Origin of the sequence: Bordetella petrii, from assembly GCF_017356245.1 — a bacterium.
Classification (GTDB): domain Bacteria; phylum Pseudomonadota; class Gammaproteobacteria; order Burkholderiales; family Burkholderiaceae_B; genus Bordetella_A; species Bordetella_A petrii_D.
Genome location: NZ_JAFMZZ010000001.1, coordinates 471,625 through 491,174 on the forward strand (window position 1 = coordinate 471,625; position 19,550 = coordinate 491,174).

Annotated in this window: 19 protein-coding genes; 9 read left to right on the forward strand and 10 right to left on the reverse strand. The window is 69.1% G+C overall.

Features of this window, described 5'->3' with window-relative positions; translation table 11 throughout:
• Position 1: 1 nt before the first annotated feature.
• The 4 genes from J2P76_RS02290 to J2P76_RS02305 all read right to left on the reverse strand — a co-directional run bounded on the left by J2P76_RS02290 (position 2) and on the right by J2P76_RS02305 (position 4,926).
• The gene (locus tag J2P76_RS02290; protein WP_207404205.1) at positions 2 to 1,105 is read right to left on the reverse strand and encodes a polyamine ABC transporter substrate-binding protein; all 1,104 of its coding nucleotides are present in this window, start codon (positions 1,103 to 1,105) and stop codon (positions 2 to 4) included.
• Between the two features lie 155 nt (positions 1,106 to 1,260).
• A complete protein-coding gene (locus tag J2P76_RS02295; RefSeq protein ID WP_207409087.1) occupies positions 1,261 to 1,974 on the reverse strand; it encodes a 3-deoxy-D-manno-octulosonic acid kinase in 714 nt (237 codons plus the stop codon).
• Positions 1,967 to 2,392: a group II truncated hemoglobin gene (locus J2P76_RS02300; RefSeq protein WP_207404206.1), complete on the reverse strand. Its 426-nt coding sequence runs from the start codon at positions 2,390 to 2,392 to the stop codon at positions 1,967 to 1,969. Before J2P76_RS02300 ends, J2P76_RS02295 begins: the two co-directional genes overlap by 8 nt.
• Entirely contained in the window at positions 2,392 to 4,926 is a 2,535-nt protein-coding gene (locus tag J2P76_RS02305; RefSeq protein ID WP_207404207.1) for an ABC transporter permease, read from the reverse strand. Before J2P76_RS02305 ends, J2P76_RS02300 begins: the two co-directional genes overlap by 1 nt.
• 110 nt (positions 4,927 to 5,036) lie before the next feature.
• Between J2P76_RS02305 and J2P76_RS02310 the strand changes: the two genes are divergently transcribed.
• The 4 genes from J2P76_RS02310 (at position 5,037) to J2P76_RS02325 (ending at position 8,363) form a co-directional block, all read left to right on the forward strand.
• Positions 5,037 to 6,014, forward strand: coding sequence for a TRAP transporter substrate-binding protein (locus tag J2P76_RS02310; protein WP_207404208.1), 978 nt, complete (start codon positions 5,037 to 5,039; stop codon positions 6,012 to 6,014).
• A 92-nt stretch (positions 6,015 to 6,106) separates the two neighbouring features.
• Positions 6,107 to 6,607, forward strand: a complete 501-nt coding sequence (locus tag J2P76_RS02315) for a TRAP transporter small permease (RefSeq protein WP_207404209.1) — start codon at positions 6,107 to 6,109, stop codon at positions 6,605 to 6,607.
• Positions 6,608 to 6,656: 49 nt separating this feature from the next.
• Entirely contained in the window at positions 6,657 to 7,934 is a 1,278-nt protein-coding gene (locus J2P76_RS02320) for a TRAP transporter large permease (RefSeq protein WP_207404210.1), read from the forward strand.
• A gap of 30 nt (positions 7,935 to 7,964) precedes the next feature.
• Positions 7,965 to 8,363, forward strand: coding sequence for a hypothetical protein (locus J2P76_RS02325; protein WP_207404212.1), 399 nt, complete (start codon positions 7,965 to 7,967; stop codon positions 8,361 to 8,363).
• 17 nt (positions 8,364 to 8,380) lie between these two features.
• Here J2P76_RS02325 and J2P76_RS02330 read toward each other — a convergent pair whose 3' ends face one another.
• The 5 genes from J2P76_RS02330 to pcaD form a co-directional block, all read right to left on the reverse strand.
• Positions 8,381 to 9,352 (reverse strand): Bug family tripartite tricarboxylate transporter substrate binding protein, encoded by a 972-nt coding sequence (locus tag J2P76_RS02330; RefSeq protein ID WP_242697268.1) that lies wholly within the window; start codon positions 9,350 to 9,352, stop codon positions 8,381 to 8,383.
• 207 nt (positions 9,353 to 9,559) lie between these two features.
• Entirely contained in the window at positions 9,560 to 10,375 is an 816-nt protein-coding gene (locus tag J2P76_RS02335; RefSeq protein ID WP_207404214.1) for an enoyl-CoA hydratase, read from the reverse strand.
• The gene (locus J2P76_RS02340) at positions 10,372 to 11,136 is read right to left on the reverse strand and encodes a FadR/GntR family transcriptional regulator (protein WP_207404215.1); all 765 of its coding nucleotides are present in this window, start codon (positions 11,134 to 11,136) and stop codon (positions 10,372 to 10,374) included. Before J2P76_RS02340 ends, J2P76_RS02335 begins: the two co-directional genes overlap by 4 nt.
• A 37-nt stretch (positions 11,137 to 11,173) precedes the next feature.
• Positions 11,174 to 12,352, reverse strand: coding sequence for a CaiB/BaiF CoA transferase family protein (locus J2P76_RS02345; RefSeq protein WP_207404216.1), 1,179 nt, complete (start codon positions 12,350 to 12,352; stop codon positions 11,174 to 11,176).
• A gap of 98 nt (positions 12,353 to 12,450) precedes the next feature.
• Entirely contained in the window at positions 12,451 to 13,245 is a 795-nt protein-coding gene (gene pcaD, locus J2P76_RS02350; RefSeq protein ID WP_207404217.1) for a 3-oxoadipate enol-lactonase, read from the reverse strand.
• A gap of 109 nt (positions 13,246 to 13,354) precedes the next feature.
• On the opposite strand from pcaD, the gene J2P76_RS02355 reads away from it, so the two are divergent.
• The gene (locus J2P76_RS02355) at positions 13,355 to 14,305 is read left to right on the forward strand and encodes a LysR family transcriptional regulator (RefSeq protein ID WP_207404218.1); all 951 of its coding nucleotides are present in this window, start codon (positions 13,355 to 13,357) and stop codon (positions 14,303 to 14,305) included.
• A 21-nt stretch (positions 14,306 to 14,326) separates the two neighbouring features.
• On the opposite strand, the gene J2P76_RS02360 is transcribed toward J2P76_RS02355, so the two are convergent.
• The gene (locus J2P76_RS02360) at positions 14,327 to 15,067 is read right to left on the reverse strand and encodes an IclR family transcriptional regulator (RefSeq protein WP_207404219.1); all 741 of its coding nucleotides are present in this window, start codon (positions 15,065 to 15,067) and stop codon (positions 14,327 to 14,329) included.
• 95 nt (positions 15,068 to 15,162) lie between these two features.
• Here J2P76_RS02360 and J2P76_RS02365 point away from each other — a divergent pair, with 95 nt between their 5' ends.
• From J2P76_RS02365 to J2P76_RS02380, 4 genes are read left to right on the forward strand one after another with little or no spacing between them, the layout of a single operon-like run.
• The gene (locus tag J2P76_RS02365; protein ID WP_207404221.1) at positions 15,163 to 15,924 is read left to right on the forward strand and encodes an enoyl-CoA hydratase/isomerase family protein; all 762 of its coding nucleotides are present in this window, start codon (positions 15,163 to 15,165) and stop codon (positions 15,922 to 15,924) included.
• On the forward strand, positions 15,921 to 16,898 hold the full coding sequence (locus J2P76_RS02370; RefSeq protein WP_207404223.1) for a tripartite tricarboxylate transporter substrate binding protein: 978 nt from the start codon (positions 15,921 to 15,923) through the stop codon (positions 16,896 to 16,898). Before J2P76_RS02365 ends, J2P76_RS02370 begins: the two co-directional genes overlap by 4 nt.
• A gap of 5 nt (positions 16,899 to 16,903) precedes the next feature.
• Entirely contained in the window at positions 16,904 to 18,106 is a 1,203-nt protein-coding gene (locus tag J2P76_RS02375; RefSeq protein WP_207404225.1) for a CaiB/BaiF CoA transferase family protein, read from the forward strand.
• Positions 18,103 to 19,542, forward strand: coding sequence for a CoA transferase (locus J2P76_RS02380; RefSeq protein WP_207404227.1), 1,440 nt, complete (start codon positions 18,103 to 18,105; stop codon positions 19,540 to 19,542). Before J2P76_RS02375 ends, J2P76_RS02380 begins: the two co-directional genes overlap by 4 nt.
• The last annotated feature ends 8 nt before the right edge of the window (positions 19,543 to 19,550 follow it).

The following is a 19,550-nucleotide window of genomic DNA, read 5'->3' on the forward strand; positions in this document are numbered from 1 at the left end:
GCTATCGTCCGGACTTCAATTCGGCCCACATGCGGGTCTGCAGGCGCTGGATCTTCAGGGGCTGGGCCTTGATCACGTAAAGCGTCTTGGCCACGTCGGGCGGCGGGTAGATCATGGGATTGTCGGCCACGTCTTTCACCACGAACTCGCGCGCCGCCTTGTTGGCGTTGGGGTAGAACATGGTGTTGGTGATGGCCGCGTGCACCTTGGGCGTTTCGATGTAGTTGATGAACGCGTGAGCGGCATCGGGGTGCGGCGCGTCTTTCGGAATGGCCATGACGTCGAACCAGGCCGGCGCCCCGCCCTTCGGGATGAAATAGTTGATTTCGTACGGGCGCTTGGCCTCTTGCGCGCGCTTGCGGGAAATCATCACGTCGCCCGAGAAGCCGTACACCATGCACAGGTCGCCCACGGCAAGCTCATCGATGTAGCCCGACGAACTGAATTGGCGAATATACGGGCGGATCTGTTTCAGCAAGGCCAGCGCCGCCTTGTAGTCGTCGGGCTGGTCGCTGTTGGGGTCTTTGCCCAGGTACTTCAGCACTGCGGGGAACACCTGCGCGGCTTCGTCCAGCACCGAAATGCCGCAGTCTTTCAGCTTGGCGGCGTTCTCGGGCTTGAAAAGCATGTCCCAGCTGCCCAGGTCGGCGCCGTCGCCCATGATCTGCTTGACCTTGGTGACGTTGTAGCCCAGCCCGTTGGTGCCGTAGCCCCACGGGATGACGTGCTCGTTGCCCGGGTCGACCGAGGCCACCAGGGCCATGATGTCGGGGTCGAGGTTCTTCCAGTTGGGAATCTTGGACTTGTCCAGCTTCTGGTACAGCCCGGCCTGGATCTGCCGCGAGGCGTAATGCGTGGACGGCACCACCACGTCGTAGCCCGAATTGCCGGTGAGCAGCTTGGCCTGCAGGGTATCGTTGTTGTCGTAGACGTCGTAGCGCACCTTGATGCCGGTTTCGCGCTCGAAGCCCGGAATGGTGTCGGGCGCCGTGTATTCGGCCCAGTTATAGACGTTGACGACCTTGTCCTGCGCGCATGCGCCCGACACGGCCGCGGCGGCCAGCGCCGCGCCCAGCACCCATTGCATTTCCGCCTTGATGTTCATTGCGAGCCCCTTGCCACTCTCGGTGCGAAATTTGCCAAAGGGCAAAATAATAAAGCCTTTTTAAGTGAGATTGTCCAGAAAACGCCGAAGAAGCAGCCGCCTTTGCTTCGGGGCAGAAGCCCGGCAGGGCCTGGGCGGCGCGTGCCGCAGCCTGGTCAGTCGATGCAGGCCCGGTATGCCTGGTCGAGGCGGTTCCAGAAGGCCAGGCCGGCCGCGCCGCCGACTTTCTGCAACGAGCGCCGCAGGCGCAGCAGGTTGGCGCGGCGGGCGCGCGCGGAGACGCCGCCGGCCGTGCCGCGGTCGAAATCGATCAGCCAGGCCCGGCCCTGCGGATCGAGCAGGATGTTGTAGGCGTTCAGGTCGGCATGCCACACGCCCAGCCGATGCATGGCGGCGATGACGCTGGCGGCGGCGTCCCAGGCGGGTTCTTCCAGCAGGTGCGCCAGCGGCCGCACCTGGGGAATGCGTTCGACCAGGATCGCCGCGCGGTAAACGGGCCCGTGGCGCCAATAGGCGGCCGCCAGGGGCGCCGGCACGCTCAGGCCGCGCTCGCGCAGCCAGGCCAGCAAGCGGTATTCGCGAAAGCTGCGGGTGCGGGACTCGCCCTGCCACAGGTACGCGTCGCGGCTGATGCGGGCCACCAGGCCGCCGCGCCGGTAATGCCGCAGCACGCCCTGCCAGTCGCCGTGCTGCACGAACCAGGCCGACTGGCGGCCGCCGGCATCCACCGGCCGCGCCTGCGCGCCGTACCAGCGAGGGTCCAGCCAGTGCGGGTCGGCCGCCCCCAGGCGGGCGTCGCACAGCATGGCGCCGGCCGGCGGGCCGGCCCAGGCCTGCCGCCGCGCCCCCACGGCGCCGGGCTCAGTCATCACGGTTGCGCATCCAGTCGGCCACGCCGTAGAAGGCTTCGAGCAGGCGGTCGACCAGCTCGGGGGCCAGGCCCTGGTCCTGCATGGCGCGGCCCATGCAGGCCACCCATTGGTCGCGCTCGACGCGGCCGATGGAAAACGGCAGGTGCCGCGCGCGCAGCCGCGGATGGCCGTAGCGCTCGATATAGTAGTTGGGGCCGCCGAAGTAGCCGCATAGGAACAGGAACAGCTTGTCGCGCGCCGAATCCAGGCTGGGCCCGTGCACCCCGCGCAGGATGGCCAGATCGGGCTCCATGTCCATCAGGTCGTAGAAGCGGTCGACCAGCGCACGGATGGCGGGCTCGCCGCCCAGGGTTTCAAAGAGCGTGTTCGAGGTCTGCAGGGATTCGACCTGCGGTTGGACACGGGTGGCTGTCATCAGGCTTCTCGTAGGGTAAGTAGCGGCGGTGCGCGCAGCACGCCGCGCAGCGCCAGCGCGGCGCCGCCCCAGGCGGCCGCCATGCCCGCGCCGGCGCCGGCCAGCCAGGGCCAGGCGCTGAGCGTAATGCGGAAATCGAATACATAAGTGGACAGCGCCCAGGCGATGGCGCTGGCGCCGGCCGCGGCCAGCAGGCCGGCCAGCCCGCCCACGGCCAGGACTTCCAGGCGCTGGGCGCGCGCCAGCTGGCCGCGGGTGGCCCCCAGCGCGCGCAGCACCGCCGCCTCGCGCACGCGTTCGTCGCGGGTGGCGGTGAGCGCGGCGGCCAGCACCAGCACGCCGGCGGCCAGGGTGAATACGAACAATACCTGGACCGCGGTAATGACCTGGTCCAGCACCGACTGCAGCTGGTTCAGGATCGAGCCCACGTCGAACACCGTCAGGTTGGGAAACTGGCGCAGCAGCTCGCGCGGCAGCGCCGCCTGGCTGGGCGGCAGGTGAAACGACGTGATCCAGCTTTGCGGCATGCCTTCCAGCGCCGCCGGCGACAGCACGGCAAAGAAATTGACCTGCATGGAATCCCAGTCGACGCGGCGGATGCCGGACACGGTGGCCTGCACCTGCTGGCCGCCGACGTCGAAGGTGAGCACGTCGCCCACCGCCAGCCGCAGCGCTTCGGCCAGGCCCGCTTCCAGCGAGACTTCGTGCGCGTCGGGGCGCAGCCAGCGGCCCTGTTCGATGCGGTTGCCGGCCGGCAAGGTGGCGCCGTACGACAGGTTGAATTCGCGGTCGACCAGGCGCTTGGCGCGCGGCTCTTCGTAGTCGGCCGGGCCGACCGGACGGCCGTCGACCGCGACCAGGCGGCCGCGCACCATGGGCCACAGCGCCACGCCGCCCAGGCCATGGCCGGCCAGGAAATCGAGCACGGGCTGGCGCTGGTCGGGCTGGATGTTGATCAGGAACCGGTTGGGCGCATCGGGCGGCAGCGTGCGCTGCCAGCCGGCGATCAGGTCGGTGCGGGTCATGGCCAGCAGCAGCAGCGCCATCAGGCCGATGGCCAGCGCGCAGACCTGGGTAATGGTGGCGGCGCGCCGGCGCACCACGCCCGCCAGGGCGAAGCGCAGCGCCGGCAGGCCGGCCGCCGCGCCGCGCAGGCGGGCCAGGCCCAGCACGCACAGCCAGGCCACCAGGGCGAATGCCGCGAAGGCGGCCAGAAAGCCGCCCGCCACCACGGCGCCCAGCCGGGCATTGCCGGCAAACCACCAGATCAGCAGGGCGAAGCCCGCCGCGCCCAGGGCGTAGCCGGCCGCGCTGCGGGCGCGCAGGGTATCGGCGTCACGGCGCAGCACGCGGGCCGGCGGCACGTGGCGCAACTGCGCCAGCGTGGGCAGCGCGAAACCCAGCAACAGCAGCACGCCGGTGACCAGGCCCTGCAAGGCCGGGATGCCCGAGGCCGCCGGCAACTCGGTGTCGATCAGGCTGCCCAGCGCCAGCACCAGGCCCTGGTGCGCGGCATAGCCCAGCAGGCAGCCGGCCGCCGAAGCGAACAGGCCGACCAGGGTGAATTCCGCCAGCAGCATGCGCGCCACGTGCGACTGCACGGCGCCCAGGCAGCGCATGACCGCGATGCCGTCGCGATGGCGCGTCATGAAGCGCCCCGCCGCCAGCGCCACCGCCACCGCCGAGATCAGCACGGCCAGCAGCGCCACCAGCGACAGGAAGCGCTGGGCGCGGTCGAGCGTGCGCTGCACTTCGGGGCGGCCGGATTCCAGGGTGGCCAGTTTCTGGCCGCGCTGCAGGTGCTGCCGCAGCCAGCCCGCATACGCCGCCACCGCATCGGGCTCGCCAGCCGCCAGCAGCGCGTAGCCGATGCGGCTGCCGGGCACCACCAGCCCGGTGGCCGGCAGGTCGTCGGCGCGCATCATGACGCGCGGCGCCACGTTCACGAACTGCATGCCGCGGTCGGGCTCGTAGGTGATCACGCGCGCCACCCGCAGCCGGCTGTCGCCCAGGCCGATGGTGTCGCCCACGCCGATGTCCAGCAGGGCCAGCAGCTGGGCGTCGGCCCACACCGTGCCGGGCGCCGGGATGTCTCGCGTGGGCGCGCCTTCGGCATAAGGGGCCTCGGCCACGCTCAGGCTGCCGCGCAGCGGATAGCCGGGTTCGACCGCCTTCAGCGAGACCAGCTGGGCGGCCTCGCCCGCGCTGGCCATGGTGGGAAACTGCAGGGTGCGCGAGACGTCCAGCCCCCGGCCGCGGGCGGCATCGATGAACTCGGCGGCGATGGGCGCGTCGGCGTCCAGCACCAGATCGGCGCCCAGCATCTGGCCGGCGTCGCGCTCGAGCGCGCGGCCGACCCGGTCGGCCAGGAACCCCACGCTGGTGACGGCGGCCACCGCCACCACCAGGGCCAGCACCAGCAGGCGCAGCTCGCCGGCGCGGGCGTCGCGCATCATCATGCGGGCGCCCTGGCGCAACGCGGCGGCCAGGCCGGGCGGGCGCGGGCGGGAAGAGGAATCAGGGAAATCCATCATTTTGCAATGGTAACCAATGGTCGGTTTGTCAGGGGAATCCCGCTATCATGCGCGCTGGGCGTAACATGCGATGCGCCAATACCAATATTTGTTCCCCGGGAGAAGACACCATGCGTAAGACCTGGCTTGCCGCCACCATCCTGGCGGGCTGCGCCGCCACCGCCGCGCAGCCCGCAGCCGCCCAGACCACGCTGAAAATGGCATATGCCCTGTCGACGTCGTCGCACTACGGCGCCGGCGCCGAAGCCTTCGCCAAGTCGGTCGAGGCCTCGACCAACGGCAAGTACAAAGTCCAGCAGTTCGCCAACAGCGCGCTGGGCGGCGAGCGCGAAGTCATCGAAGGCCTGCAGATCGGCACCATCGACCTGGCCATCGTGTCCACCGGCGCAACCCTGAATTTCGTGCCCGAGACCGGCGTCTTCGACATCCCCTTCCTGCTGCGCGACCTGCAGCACGCCCGCAAGGTGCTCGACAGCAAGATCGGCCAGGACATGCTGGCCAAGTTCCCCGACCGCGGCATCATCGCCCTGGCCTGGGGCGAGCAGGGCTTCCGCCACCTGACCAACAACGTGCGCCCGGTCAAGACGCCGGCGGACGCCAAGGGCCTGAAGATCCGCACCACCGAAAACCCCATCCACATCGCGGCTTTCCGCGCCATCGGCATCCTGCCTACTCCCATGGCCTGGCCCGAAGTGGCCACCGCGCTGCAGCAGGGCACCATCGACGGCCAGGAAAACCCGCTGTCGGTGATCACCTCGGCCAAGCTGTCGCAGGTGCAGAAGTACCTGTCGCTGACCGGCCATGTGTACGGCCCGGCGCTGGTGCTGATGTCGGCCAATGTGTATGAAGGCCTGTCCGACGCCGAAAAAGCCAGCTTCAAGACGGCCGGCAAGGCCTCGGCCCAGGCCATGCGCGACTACGTCGACAACATCGAGAAAACCGGCGTCGAGCAGCTGCGCAAAGAAGGCATGCAGGTCACCACCGACGTCGACCGCGATGCCTTCGCCGCCGCGGTGCAGCCGGCCTACGCCGAGTACTACAAGAAGTACGACAAGAACCTGATCGACGCGATCCGCAACACCAAGTAAGGCCGGCTCCGGCCGGGCCGGGCTGCCGTGCGCAGCCCGGCCGTGTTTCGCGCCACCCTGCATCTGCGCCATCCCCGCATCCGGAATTCACCATGCGCCAGCTCCGTCTTGCCGAACAGGCCCTGTTCAAGGGGGTGTCGGCCATCGCCCAGATTCTGCTGGTGGCCTCGGCGGCCGCCGCTTTCTACCAGGTCATTGCCCGCTTCATCCTGCAGGCGCCCTCCGACTGGAGCGAGGTGCTGACCCGCGCGCTGCTGATCTGGACCGTGCTGCTGGGCGTCGCCCTGGCCTTTCGCCATGGCGCGATGATCAGCGTCGAACTGCTGCGCAACCTGCTCAAAGGACATAGGCAGCGTCTGCTGGAACACGTTATTGCCCTGATCTGCGTTGCCTTCCTGGTCTTCATCGCCTGGATCGGCGGGCACATGACGTACCGGGTGCGCTTCCAGAACGTGCCCAGCCTGAACATCTCGATTTCCTGGATATACCTGGCGATTCCGGTGGGCGCCTCGCTGGCGGCCATCGCCGTGCTGACGCGCTGGCTGCTGGGCGCGGACGAGCCCGCCCCGGTGCGCAACGACGCCCAAGGTTAAGGGCCCGCCCCGAAGCGCAATCTGATCTGCACTGTATAGGCACTTTGCGATGTCCCAATTGATGATTTTGACGATGCTGATCTTCTTCGGGCTGTCCGTGCCCGTGGCGGTCGCCATCGGCCTGGCCAGCCTGGCCGGCGTGTCGCTGGGCGGCCTGCCCTGGCTGGTGGTGGCCCAGCAGCTGTACGCGGCGCTGGACAAGTACCCGCTGGTGGCGGTGCCGTTCTTCATCCTGGCAGGCAACCTGATGGAAGCCGGCGGCATCTCGGACCGCATGGTCGAGTTCGCCAAAAGCGTGGTGGGCGGCGTCCAGGGCGGCCTGGCCTGCACCTGCGTGCTGACCTGCATGATTTTCGCGGCGGTGGCCGGCTCCAGCGTGGCCACCACCTTCGCCGTGGGCGCGATCCTGATCCCGGCGATGGTGCGCCACGGCTACCCGGCGCCCTTCGCCGCGTCGCTGCAGGCCAGCGCGGCCGAGCTGGGCGTGATCATCCCGCCGTCCATCCCGATGATCCTGTTCGCGGTGTCCACCGACACCTCGACGGGCGAACTGTTCATCGCCGGCGTCGTGCCCGGCATCCTGATCGGCGGCGCGCTGATGCTGTACGTATGGCTGTACGCCAAGCGCCACGGCCTGGGCAAGATGGACGGCGACGGCCGGCTGCCGCTGTGGCAGGCGTTCAAGCGCGCCTGGCTGGCGCTCCTGATGCCCGTCATCATCCTGGGCGGCATATATGGCGGCGTGTTCACGCCCACCGAAGCCTCGGTGGTGGCGGTGGTGTATGCCGTGCTGGTGGGCAGATTCGTCTACCGCAAGCTCAGTTTCCGCATGCTGTCGGGCACCCTGCACCGCTCGGTGGTGTCCACCTCGGTCATCATGTTCGTCATCGCCAACGCGGGCGTCTTCAGTTTCCTGCTGAACCGCGCCGGCGTGCCGGACGCGCTGGGCACCTGGCTGTCCCACCTGTTCCACGACAAGATCGCGTTCCTGCTGGGCATCAACGCCGCCCTGTTCGTCATCGGCATGTTCATCGAGACTTCGGCTTCGGTGGTGGTGCTGGCGCCGCTGCTGCTGCCGGTGGCCATGCAGTTCGGCATCGAACCCGTGCACTTCGGCATCATCATGGTGGTCAACCTGGCGCTGGGCATGATCACCCCGCCCTTCGGCGTGAATCTGTTCGCGGCCTGCGCGGTGGCCGGGCTGCCGCTCGAGCGCCTGATCCGGCCCCTGATCCCCTTTGTGCTGGTGGTCATCGCCTGCCTGATGGTGATCACCTATTGGCCGGGGCTGTCGCTGGGGCTGCGCGACCTGGTCTACGCCAAGTAGCCCGCCGCATGTGATACCGTTGCTGGCGTCATGAACGTTCCGTTTCCCATACGCCAGGAATGCCCCCCAGGAGCCTGTGTCTGCGACCGCGACAGGCTGCTGGCCGAGCCTGGCGGCGATATCCGCATCCTGCGCCTGACGCGCGAAGAAGAAAAAAAGCTGGTGGCGCGCCTGGAAAACCTGGCCAGCCTGGACGACCTGCGGCGCATGCAGCACCTGCTGCATGCGCAGCTGGGCATTTCCCTGAGCATCGCGCCCGGCCTCAATGAAGTGCGCACCGTGCGCGGCCTGCACATCGAAATCGCCGACCTACCCGGCCTGTGCAACAAGACCCGGCAGACCCTGCCCGCGGCGATCCGCCGCGGCCTGGAGCGCAGGCCGGAAATCATCTACGCGCTGCTCGATTCGTACGATCTGTTGGGCGGCTGAGCGCCGCCCTGTGCGGTTCAATCGACCCGGATATTCACCGACTTGACCACCGCGGCCCATTTGTCGAGCTCGCCGTGGATGAAGTCGCGCAGCTCGGCGGGCGTGCTGGCGGTCGGCACGGCGCCCTCTTTCTCGAAGTGCTGGCGCAGGCCGGGCGAGCTCATGGCCTTGCGGATCGCCGCGTTCAGGGTGTCCACCACGGCCTGCGGCGTGCCTTTGGGCGCCAGCAGCGCATTCCAGGTATTGATGTCGTAGCCCTTGAAGGCGGCGTTCTCGCCCAGCGCCGGCACGTCGGGCAGTTGCGGCGAACGTTCTTGCGTGGTCACGGCCAGCGCCCGCAGGTTGCCCGCCTTCAGCTGCGACATGGCACCGGGCAGCGTGGCGAAGCTGAACTGCGCCTCGCCGGTCATCACCGCCGTATTGGCCAGCGCGCCGCCGCGATACGGCACGTGCACCAGGTCCAGATGCGCCTGCTGCGCGAACATGGCGCCGGCCAGGTGCACCGGCGAACCGTTGCCGCTGGACGAGTAATTCAGCTCGCCGGGTTTGGATCTGGCCAGGGCTACCAGTTCATCCACGCTCCTGGCCGGCAACTTGGGGGTGGTGACCAGCACCAGCGGTATCGACGCCACCATGGCCACAGGCACGAAGCCGCCCACCGGGTCATAGCCCAGCGTGCGCTTATAGAGCGCCGGGTTGATGCCGTGGCTGGACACCGTTGCCATGAACAGTGTGTAGCCATCGGGGCGCGCGTCCTGCACATACGCGGCGGCAATGTTGCCGGCCGCGCCTGGTTTGTTCTCGACGATGATCGATTGCTTGAGTTCCTTGCCCAGCTGTTCGCCCAGCACCCGCGCCAGGATATCGGTGGTGCCGCCGGCGGAATAGCCGACCACTATGCGGATCGGCTGGTCGGGATAGGCCGCGTGGGCCGCGGGCAGGCCGCCGGCCGTGCCCGCCAGGGCCAGGGCGGCTAGGAAGCGCTTCATGCAAATGCCTTTCATGCTTGTCTCCGTATTGTGCTGAATCCGTGCTTCTTGGGGGCCACATGCCCCAGGGTGGCCCGCGGATCGGAGCGCCGGCGCCAGGCAGCCGCCGCCCCCGCGTGGCGGGCGCACGCGGCCCTGCCGGGCCAGGCGCCCGGCATCGGGATCAGGTACAGGTGAAGCGTCAGGCCGCTTGCCGTCCGGCCAGGTTCAGGTGCCGGTGAACACCGGCGCCCGCTTTTCGGCGAAGGCTTTGCGCCCTTCGCGGTAATCGTTGCTTTCGAAGCAGGCCATCACCAGCCGGTTCATGGCCTGCAGGTCCACATCAGGCCCCAGTTGCTGCATCTGGCGGATCATCTTCTTGCCGGCGTGCAGGGTCAGCGGCGCGTTGGCGCCAATCTGCGCGATGTATTCCTGCACAGCCGCGTCCAGCTCGACCGCGCCGACCACGCGGTGCAGCAGCCCCAGCGCCTCGGCCCGGGCGGCGGGATAGCGCGCCGCGGTCAGGAAGATCTCGAGCGCGCGCGCCGGGCCGACGGCCGTAACCAGGTTGCGGATCGCGGTCATGCGGTAGCCCAGGCCCAGCCTGCCGGCCGGGATGGCGAACGAGCTGTCGTCCGAGGCGATGCGCAGGTCGCAGCACAGCGCGATATTCAGGCCGCCGCCGATGCAGTAGCCCCTGATGCGCGCGACGGTGGGCTTGTCGTAGTCGTACAGCGCCAGCTGCGCCGCCTCAGCGACCTTTTCGTAAGCCTGCACGGCCTGCTCGCCCGCGCGCAGGGTGTCGAACTGCGAAATGTTGGCGCCGCTGACGAACGCGCGCTCTCCGGCGCCGGTCAGCACCACCACGCGGATGGCCGGGTCTTCAGCCAGCGCCCGCAACGCGATGGGCAGGCCTTCCCACATGGCGAACGATACGGCATTGTGGCGGCCGGGATCGTTGAAGGTGATCCAGCCGGCCGGGCCGCGCTTCTCGACGATAAGGTTCTCGGTAATGCGGTCCTGCAGAATGCGTTGCGAAGTCATGAGGTGCCTGTCTCGCGCGGGTCGGGTGGCGGCTGCAGCAGTGCGCGCCGGCGCTGCATGCCGTTGGAAAGATGCTGGCGCATGGCGGCGCGCGCCGCCTCGCCGTCGCGCGCCACAATGGCGTCGAAAATGCGGTGGTGCTCGGCCTCGATCTGCGCCACGCGGTCGGTGCCGGTGCTGCTGTAGCGCAGTGTGCGCACGGCATCGCCGATGGCCCGCCCGAACAGCGACAGCAGCCGGACGAAATACGGATTGTTGGTGGCCTGGCAGACGGCCATGTGGAAATCCAGGGCGCGATCGGCGCCATGGCGCCAGTCGCCGCCGGCCGCGTCGACGCGCTCGAGCGCCTGGCGCAGCGTGGCAAGCTGCGCCTCGGTGCGCTGCTGCGCGGCCAGCGCGGCCGCGCCCGCCTCGATTTCGACGCGCAGTTGGTAAACCTGTTCCAGCGCGTCGGCATGCAGCAGGTCGGCCGGCAATATCTCGAAGTTATGGAGCCCGGGTTCGGCCGCCACGAAGCTGCCCACGCCGCGCCGGGTTTCGATATAGCCCGACAATTTCAGGCGCGCGATGGCCTCGCGCACCACGTTGCGGCTGACGCCGAACGACTGCGACAGCTCTTGCTCGGTGGGCAGCCGCTGGCCCGGCTCGAGCGCCTGGCTCAGGATCTTCTGGCGGATCAGCTGGGCGATTTCATCGGGCAGGTTGTCGGGCCGGCTCAGGCTGTCGAACAACGGATCGGGCGAGGGTTTGGGGCGGGCCATGGCAGTCCTGGCGGATGAGCGTGAAAGACGCCGATTGTCACACGGCCCCGGCTGCGCGCAAACGCTCGCGCGCCGCGGCGTCCAGCCCCAGCCAGCCCAGTATTTCGTCGGAATGCGCGCCGGTCTCGGGCGCCGCCGTCACCGGCGGCCGCTCGGCTCCGCCGAACACCAGGGGCGGCGCCATGATGTCGATATCGCCGCGCTGTGGATGGTTGACGCGCCGCGTCATGACCAGGTGCCGCACTTGTTCGTTCTGGAACGCGGTATCCATCGACAGGATCGGCCCGCACGGCACGCCGGCGGCATTCAGGCGCTCGATCCATTCGGCGCTGGTGCGGCAGCGCGTGCGCGCAATGATTTCACGGTTCAGATCGGCCCGGTTCTCGACCCGCAGGCCGGCCGATGCGAAGCGCGGGTCATCATTCATTTCGGGCATTTCCAGCACTTCGCACAGCCGCGCGAACATGCTCGACCCCATAGCGGCGATGTTGATGTAGCCATCGGCCGTGGGATACACGCCAGTGGGCGCGCTGGTGGGATGGTCGTTGCCCGACTGGCTGGGAACTTCGCCATCGATCAGCCAGCGGGTGGCCTGGAAATCCATCATCCACACCTGCGCCTGCAGCAGCGAAGTCTGCACCCAGCGGCCCTGCCCGGTGCGCTCGCGATCCAGCAGGGCCATCAGCATGCCGATGGCGGCGAACAGCCCGGCGCTGAGATCGGCAATGGGAATGCCCGCGCGCATCGGACCGCGTCCGGCCTCGCCCGTGACCGACATCAGGCCGCCGAGCCCCTGGGCGATCTGGTCCAGACCGGGCCGGTCGGCGTATGGCCCGTCCTGCCCGAAACCCGAGATGCTGGCGTACACCAACCCAGGGTTGATCTGGCTGAGCGACGCGTAGTCGATGCCCAGCTTGCGCTTGACCGAGGGCCGGTAGTTTTCCACCAGCACGTCGGCGCGCTTGACCAGCTCCATGAACACCACCTTGCCTTCGGGGTGCTTCAGGTTCAGTGTCAGGCTGCGCTTGTTGCGATGCGTGTTTTGATAATCGCTGAATTTGGCGGCGCCGCCGGGCTTGTCGTCCTTGACCTGGCTGGGCTCTTCGATCTTGATGACGTTGGCGCCCCAGTCGGCGAACTGCCGCACGGCCGTCGGCCCCGAACGCACGCGCGACAGATCCAGAACGACAAAACGATCGAGCGGGGCAAAAATCATGGCGGCGCCTTGGTCCGGTGATGTAGGTTGTTGGACATCCTACTTATATTCCCTACCCCCTCCCATTCTGGAAAACCCGCATCCGCCCCGCCGCTTCCCTACTCTGCCAGGAACTCCAGCACCTTGGCCAGGAAGACCGCGGGCATCTCGAGGTTGGGCATGTGCACGGTGTCCAGCATGGCCAGGCGGGCGTCCGGCACCGCCGCCGCGATCTGTTCTCCGTGACTGGCCTGCGTCACCGTATCGTGCCGCCCGGCAATCACCAGCGTGGGCCGCGATATCCGGGCCAATGCCGCGCGCATATCCATGTCGCGCACCGCCGCGAAGTTGCCGGCCAGCCCTTGCGCCGGCGTGCTCATCACCATGGCGCGGAACGGCTCGACCAGGGCGGGCGCATCGCGCCGCATGGCCGGCGGAAACCAGTTGCCCATGAACATGTCCGCCGTCGCGGCAAGATCCGGCGCGCGCAGCACCGAGTCGATCAGCGCATCCCATTGCCCGGCCGGCCCCAGGTAAGGCGAGGTATTGCTCAGCACCAGGCGGTCGATGCGCTGCGGCGCATGCACGCCCAGCCATTGCCCCACCATGCCGCCCAGCGACAGGCCCAGGAAATGGACGCGCCGGATGCCCGTGGCGTCCAGCAGCTCCAGCACATCGCGGCCCAGGCGTTCGACCGTGTACGGCCCGGCCGGCGCGTCGGAGCGGCCATGGCCGCGGGCGTCGTAGCGCAGCACCCGGAAGTGGCGCGCCAGTTCGGCCACCTGCCCATCCCACATGTGCAGTGTGGTCGCGATGGAGTTCGACAGCACCAGCACGGGCCGGCCGGGCTCGCCGTCGTACCGGTAGGCAATGCGCTGGCCATCGCTGCTGGAAAAGAAAGACAGGTCGCTCATGACAGTTCCTTGGTTGAGATGCATGCGACAGATCGTAGTTGCGGCCAACGCGCGAAGCTATTACAAAGATTGCACATTCTTTGTAGATAGTACTGACAATGAGGCCGGCATGAACGCCTTCACCCTGCACGACCTTCAATGTTTCGACGCCGTGGTGCGCGCCGGCGGCTTCCAGGCCGCCGCGGCGGCGCTGCACCGTTCGCACCCGGCTGTGTTCGCGGCGGTGGCCAAGCTGGAACGCCAGCTGGGCCTGGCGCTGCTGGACCGCGGCGGCTATCGGGTGCGGCCCACCGAGGCCGGCCGCTCATTCCACCGCAGGGCTCAGGCGCTGCTGCGCGAACTGAAAGGCCTGCATGCGCATGCCGCGCAATTGGCCATGGGCCAGGAAAGCGAGCTGCGCGTCGTCATCGGCGATCTGTGCCCGCGCCCGGCCACGCTGGCGCTGCTGGGCCGCTACTTCGCGGGCTGCCCCGTAACCCGGCTGGACCTGCATTACGAGGCCGTGACCGGCCCCTGGGAACGCCTGTTCGACGACCAGGCCGACCTGATCGTGCACCGCGTCGACAAAAGCGACCCGCGCATCGAATGGATCGACCTGTGCAAGGTGGCGCTGGTGCCGGTGGTGGCGCCGGGCTTCCTGCCCTTTGCGCCGACGCGCGGCCTGGCCCCGGATCAATTGCGCGACTGCACCCAGTGCATCATCCGCGACACCGCGCGCCACACCGATGCCGGCAGCTACTTTGTCATCGAAGGCGCGCACCAGTACACGGTGCCCGACCAGCTGATGAAGAAGGAAATCATCCTGCAGGGCATGGCATGGGGCCACCTGCCGCGCTTTCTGATCGAGCGCGAACTGGCCAAGGGGCAATTGCAGGCCATCACCAGCCGCCACCTGCCGGGCCGCACCGAAGAACTGGTCGCGGCCCGCCGCCGCGACCGGCCGCACGGACCGGTGGCCAACCGATTGTGGGAATTCCTGCAGACCCAGGCCGGCGCCTTTCGCGCCGCGGCCCAGCCCGCGGCGGCGGCGGCGCGCAAGCGGGCCGTCGGCAAGCGCTGACGCGCCGCCGCGGCCGGCTCGTCAGGCCGCGGCGCCTTCCGGCGCGGGAAACACGCCGCCCAGGCGGGCCGTCAGTTGCCGGGCCGCCTGCAGCACCGGCCCCGCGAATGCCGGGTCCAGGCGTTCGGTGGGCATGGTCAGCGTCAGCGTGCCGGCCAGTTGCCCGCCCGCGCCGAACACCGGCGCGGCCACGCCGGCCACCTCGGCGATGCGGTCGCCCGCCAGCACCGCCACGTGCTCGCGGCGGATGCGCGCGTAGATCTCGCCCGGCGCCCCTTCGTAGGCCAGCATGACCCGGCCGCCGGCGCCGTGTTCCAGCGGCAGCAGGTCGCCGACCCGGATGTGGTCGCGCACGGGGCGCGGCGAATCGACGCGGTGCAGGCACAGGCGCTTGCCGCCCTCGCGAATATAGAACGCGGCGCTTTCCTGTGTTTGCGCCACCAGGTCGCGCAGCACGGGCATCACCAGGGGTTCCAACGAGAACGAGTCGGCATACACCAGGTGCAGCCGCGCGATTTCCGGCCCCAGGGCATAGCGGCCGTCGGGCAGCTTGGCCACGAAATGCGCATGCTCCAGCGACGACAGCATGCGCAGCACCGTACTTTTGTGGATGCGCGTGCGCGCCGCGATGTCGGCCAGCGTGGGGTGGGGCAACTCGCCCGAGAACACGGCCAGCACGGCCAGCGCGCGGTCCAGCGTGGCAACGCCGCCGGCGGCGGCATTCAGGTCGGCAACAGAAGGAACGGCGGGTCTGCGGGGCATGCGGGCGGCGGGTCCGGGCAAAGAGAGGAAGTGTAGTTTGACATGCGCTCTGGCCGTGCCATATTATAAAGATAGAATATCGTTCTATCTTAACAATGACCTCCACGACAGACAACCTGCGCGTCGAGCAGCACCGCGGCTGGGCGCTGATCCAGATCAATCGCCCGCACAAGCGCAACGCCCTGGACCGCGCCACTCGCACCGGCCTGCTGGCCGCCCTGCGCAGCCTGGAGCAACGGGCGCGCGCCGTCATCCTGACTGGCAGCGGCAGCGCCTTCTGCGCCGGCCTGGACCTGACCGAGCGCGCGGCCGACCGCGCCGCCGGCCGCGACACGGGCTCGGCCGAATGGGTGGAATTGAATGCCGCGATCCGCGCGCATCCGGCGGTGTTCATCGCGGCTGTCAATGGTGTGGCCCTGGGCGGCGGCGTCACTCTGATGAATTCCTGCGACCTGGCCTTGGCCAGCGCCGAGGCCAGCTTCGCCTGCCCCGAACTGGGTTTTGGCGCGTATGCCAGCGCCTCGGGCCCGACCACGCAGCTGTCGGGCATCGCCCGCAAGCGCGCCGCCTGGCTGCTGCTGACCACCGACCGCCTGGACGCGGCCACGTTCGAGCGCTGGGGCCTGGTGAATGAAGTCGTTGCGCCGGCCGCCCTGCTGCCGCGCGCAACTGGCCTGGCCGAACGCCTGGCCGCCCACGACCCGACGGCGCTGAGCGCCGTCAAGCAGGCGCTGGACCACATTCCCGCCGTGGTCCGCGACTGGCGCGAGGCCATGGAGTACGGCCAGCGCGTCAATGCCGATATCCGGCGCCACAACAACCACACCCCCATTCCCACACAGGAGACAACCCCATGAATATCCGCCTTTCCCGCCGCTCGATGCTCGCCCTGCTGGGCGCCGCCGCCCTGGCGCCGGCCTATGGCCAGCAGCCCTACCCCAGCAAGCCCGTCACCATCGTGGTGCCCTTTGCAGTGGGCGGCAGCACCGACCTGGTGGCGCGCCTGATCGGCGACCAGCTCGGCAACGCGCTGGGCCAGCCCGCCATCGTCACCAACCGCACCGGCGGCGGCGGCGTGGTGGGCTGGAGCAACGTGGCGCGCGCCGAGCCCGACGGCTATACCGTGCTGACCACCGAAATGTCGTTCGCCATCGCGCCCGGCCTGCTGTCGAACCTGCCGTTCAATGCCAAGAAAGATTTCACGCACATCACCACGGCCGTGCAGGTGCCGCACGTGCTGGTGGTCAACCCCGGCGTGCCGGCCAAGACCGTGCAGGAACTGATCGCGCTGGCCAAGAAAAAGCCCGGCGAGCTGTTCTATGGATCGGGCGGCAACGGCACCAACACCCACCTGGCGGCCGAACTGTTCAAGGACGCGGCCGGCAACCTGGACATCGTGCACGTGCCGTACAAGGGCGCGGGCGCCGTGCTGGCCGACCTGATGGGCGGGCAGGTGCAGATGCTGATCACTTCGCTGCCCACCGCCCTGCCCCACATCAAGTCGGGCAAGCTGCGCGCCCTGATGGTGGCCAGCGACAAGCGCAGCCCCGCGCTGCCCGACGTGCCCAGCGCGCCGGAAGCGGGCCTGCCGCGCATGGACATCAAGTTCTGGATCGGCTTCGCGGCCCCCGCCGGCACGCCGCAGGCGGCCATCGACAAACTCAACCAGTCCATCATCGCCACCCTGCGCCTGCCCGCCTCGCAGCAGCGGCTCGAACAGATGGGCCTGGAAACCATCGGCAACACGCCGGCCGAGGCCACCCGCCTGGTCGAGCAGGAAATGGGCCGCTGGGCCAAGGTCATCAAACAGCGCGGCATCAAAGTAGATTGAACCTCATGGCATACCGACCCCTGCACGACATCCGCGTCCTGGATCTGACCAATGTGCTGGCGGGCCCTTTTGCCTGCCACCAGCTCGCCCATCTGGGCGCCGACGTCATCAAGGTCGAGGCGCGCGGCACGGGCGACCTGGCGCGCCAGCTGGGCGCCGACCCGGCCCTGAACCAGCGCGGCATGGGCGCGTCCTTCCTGGCGCAGAACGCCGGCAAGCGCTCGATCACCATCGATCTCAAGCAGCCGGGCGGCAAGGCCGTGTTCCGCCGCCTGGTGCAGCAGGCCGACGTGGTGGTCGAGAACTTCCGGCCGGGTGTCATGCAGCGGCTGGGCCTGGGTTTCGAGCAGCTGCGCATCGACAATCCCAGGCTGGTCTATTGCGCCATCTCGGGCTTCGGCCAGGACGGCCCGCTGCGCGACCTGCCCGCCTACGACCAGATCGTGCAGGGCATGTCGGGCGCCATGAGCATCACGGGCAGCCCCGAGGCGGCGCCGCTGCGGGTGGGCTATCCGGTGGCCGACACCATCGGCGGCATGACGGCCTCGTACGCCATCGCGGCGGCGCTGGCCGACCGCCAGCGCACAGAGGCCTGCTTCATCGACATCTCGATGCTGGAAGCCATCATGGCCACCATGGGCTGGGCAGTGTCGAACTATCTGGTGGCGGGCCGCGAAGCCCGGCCGCTGGGCAACGAGAACATGACGGCCAGCCCTTCGGGCACCTTCCAGACTGGCGCGGGCCTGCTCAATATCGCCGCCAACCGGCAAACCCAGTTCGAGGCGTTGTGCCGCGTGATCGGCCGCCCCGGGCTGGCGCAGGACGCGCGCTATGCCGAACGCGAGGCGCGCCTGCGCCATCGCTATGAACTCAAGGCCGACATCGAACGGGCGCTGCAGGCGAAAAGTGCCGAAGAATGGTGGCCGCTGCTGACCGCTGCCAGCGTGCCGGCAGGGCCGGTATATACCGTGCCGCAAGCGCTGGCGCACCCGCAGATCGCCGAACGCGGCATGGTCGCCACCTTCAGCAACGCGCCGGGCGTCGAGCGCGATATCAGCGTGCTGCGCACCGGCATCAAGCTGGACGGCCAGGCGCCGGCCGTGGATACCCCCCCGCCCACGCTGGGCCAGCACACCGATGCGATCCTGGCGGAACTGGGCTACACCGCGGCGGAGATCGCCGCACTGAAAACGGAGCAGGCAGTATGAGCAGCGGCCAACCCGGCAAGGCGCGGGCCTTCGACGAACTGATGCAAGTACGCAACCTGGGCGCCATCGACCCGGGCGAAGTCACCATCTCGGGCCGCGACCCGTTCTACAACACGCCTTACCGCGTGGGCGAAGCCGTGGCGGCCAGCATCGCCGCGGCGGGCGTGGCGGCCAACGACATCTGGCAGCTGCGCACCGGCCGGCGCCAGGCGCTGAGCATAGACGTGCGGGCCGCCGCCGCGACCCTGCGCACCGTCGACTACACGCGCGCCCGCCAGGGCGACGGCGGCTACGCGCCCGTGCCCATCCCGCAGGCCATGTCGCACATGATCTCGGTGACGCAGCCGTGGCCCACCCGCGACGGCCAGTGGCTGCTGCCGCACCTGAACCTGCCGCACCTGTCGGCGCGGGTACTCGACGTGCTGCAATGCGACAGCACGCCGGCCGCCGTCAGCGCGGCCGTGGGCCGCTGGGACGCCGATGCGCTGGAAGACGCCATCGCCGCGGCGCGCGCCTGCGGCGGCAAGGTCCGCACCGAAGCCGAATGGCTGGCCCATCCGCAGGGCCGCTACCTGGCCGGCCGGCCCGTGGTCGAGATCACCCGGGTTGGCGATTCGGCGCCTGAGCCGTTCGTGCCCGGCGACCGCCCTCTGTCGGGCGTGCGCGTGCTGGACCTGACGCGCATCCTGGCCGGACCCGTGGCCGGCCGCAGCCTGGCCGAGCACGGCGCCGACGTGCTGATGGTGACGGCGCCGCACCTGCCGCAAACCCCGGAGCACGTGCGCGACACCAGCCATGGCAAGCGCAGCTGCTTCCTGGACCTGCGCCAGGCCGGCGACGCGAACACCATGCGCGCGCTGTTGCGCGAGGCCGATGTCTTCATCGACGGCTACCGGCCCGGCCGGCTGGCCGGCCTGGGCTTCGCGCCCGACGAGCTGCTGCGCCTGCGGCCCGGCCTGGTGCAGTTGTCGGTCAGCTGCTTCGGCTCGGGCGGTCCCTGGGCCGGCCGCGCGGGCTGGGAACAGGTGGCGCAGGCCGTCACCGGCGTCTGCCACCGCAACGGCGAGCTGACCAACCAGGGCCGGCCCAAGCTGGTGTTCGCGCCGCTGTGCGACTACACCACCGGCTACCTGGGCGCGCTGGGCGTGATGCTGGCCCTGGCCCGCCGCGCGCGCGAAGGCGGCAGCTACCGGGTGCATGTCTCGCTGTGCCAGTCGGCCATGTTCGCGCAGCGCCAGGGCCTGCTCGACACCTACCAGGACGCGCCCCAGCAGCTCGATGCCGATGAGCTGGATGCCTACACGGTGGCATCGGACACCTGCTACGGCGCCCTGAAGACCCTGGGCCCGGTGCTGCGCATGTCTGAAACCGCGCCGCGCTGGGCCATCCCCACGCCGCGCCTGGGCGGCGACACCGCCATCTGGCAACCCCGCTGATTTTCCGA

Coding starts and splice junctions, on each gene's coding strand:
- J2P76_RS02290 (WP_207404205.1), bottom strand. CDS start 1,105: ATGAACATCAAGGCGGAAATGCAATGGGTGCTGGGCGCGGCGCTGGCC.
- J2P76_RS02340 (WP_207404215.1), bottom strand. CDS start 11,136: ATGGCCCGCCCCAAACCCTCGCCCGATCCGTTGTTCGACAGCCTGAGC.
- J2P76_RS02375 (WP_207404225.1), top strand. CDS start 16,904: ATGGCATACCGACCCCTGCACGACATCCGCGTCCTGGATCTGACCAAT.
- J2P76_RS02380 (WP_207404227.1), top strand. CDS start 18,103: ATGAGCAGCGGCCAACCCGGCAAGGCGCGGGCCTTCGACGAACTGATG.
- J2P76_RS02315 (WP_207404209.1), top strand. CDS start 6,107: ATGCGCCAGCTCCGTCTTGCCGAACAGGCCCTGTTCAAGGGGGTGTCG.
- J2P76_RS02370 (WP_207404223.1), top strand. CDS start 15,921: ATGAATATCCGCCTTTCCCGCCGCTCGATGCTCGCCCTGCTGGGCGCC.
- pcaD (WP_207404217.1), bottom strand. CDS start 13,245: ATGAGCGACCTGTCTTTCTTTTCCAGCAGCGATGGCCAGCGCATTGCC.
- J2P76_RS02345 (WP_207404216.1), bottom strand. CDS start 12,352: ATGATTTTTGCCCCGCTCGATCGTTTTGTCGTTCTGGATCTGTCGCGC.
- J2P76_RS02325 (WP_207404212.1), top strand. CDS start 7,965: ATGAACGTTCCGTTTCCCATACGCCAGGAATGCCCCCCAGGAGCCTGT.
- J2P76_RS02300 (WP_207404206.1), bottom strand. CDS start 2,392: ATGACAGCCACCCGTGTCCAACCGCAGGTCGAATCCCTGCAGACCTCG.
- J2P76_RS02320 (WP_207404210.1), top strand. CDS start 6,657: ATGTCCCAATTGATGATTTTGACGATGCTGATCTTCTTCGGGCTGTCC.
- J2P76_RS02355 (WP_207404218.1), top strand. CDS start 13,355: ATGAACGCCTTCACCCTGCACGACCTTCAATGTTTCGACGCCGTGGTG.
- J2P76_RS02335 (WP_207404214.1), bottom strand. CDS start 10,375: ATGACTTCGCAACGCATTCTGCAGGACCGCATTACCGAGAACCTTATC.
- J2P76_RS02365 (WP_207404221.1), top strand. CDS start 15,163: ATGACCTCCACGACAGACAACCTGCGCGTCGAGCAGCACCGCGGCTGG.
- J2P76_RS02310 (WP_207404208.1), top strand. CDS start 5,037: ATGCGTAAGACCTGGCTTGCCGCCACCATCCTGGCGGGCTGCGCCGCC.
- J2P76_RS02360 (WP_207404219.1), bottom strand. CDS start 15,067: ATGCCCCGCAGACCCGCCGTTCCTTCTGTTGCCGACCTGAATGCCGCC.
- J2P76_RS02330 (WP_242697268.1), bottom strand. CDS start 9,352: ATGAAGCGCTTCCTAGCCGCCCTGGCCCTGGCGGGCACGGCCGGCGGC.
- J2P76_RS02295 (WP_207409087.1), bottom strand. CDS start 1,974: ATGACTGAGCCCGGCGCCGTGGGGGCGCGGCGGCAGGCCTGGGCCGGC.
- J2P76_RS02305 (WP_207404207.1), bottom strand. CDS start 4,926: ATGATGGATTTCCCTGATTCCTCTTCCCGCCCGCGCCCGCCCGGCCTG.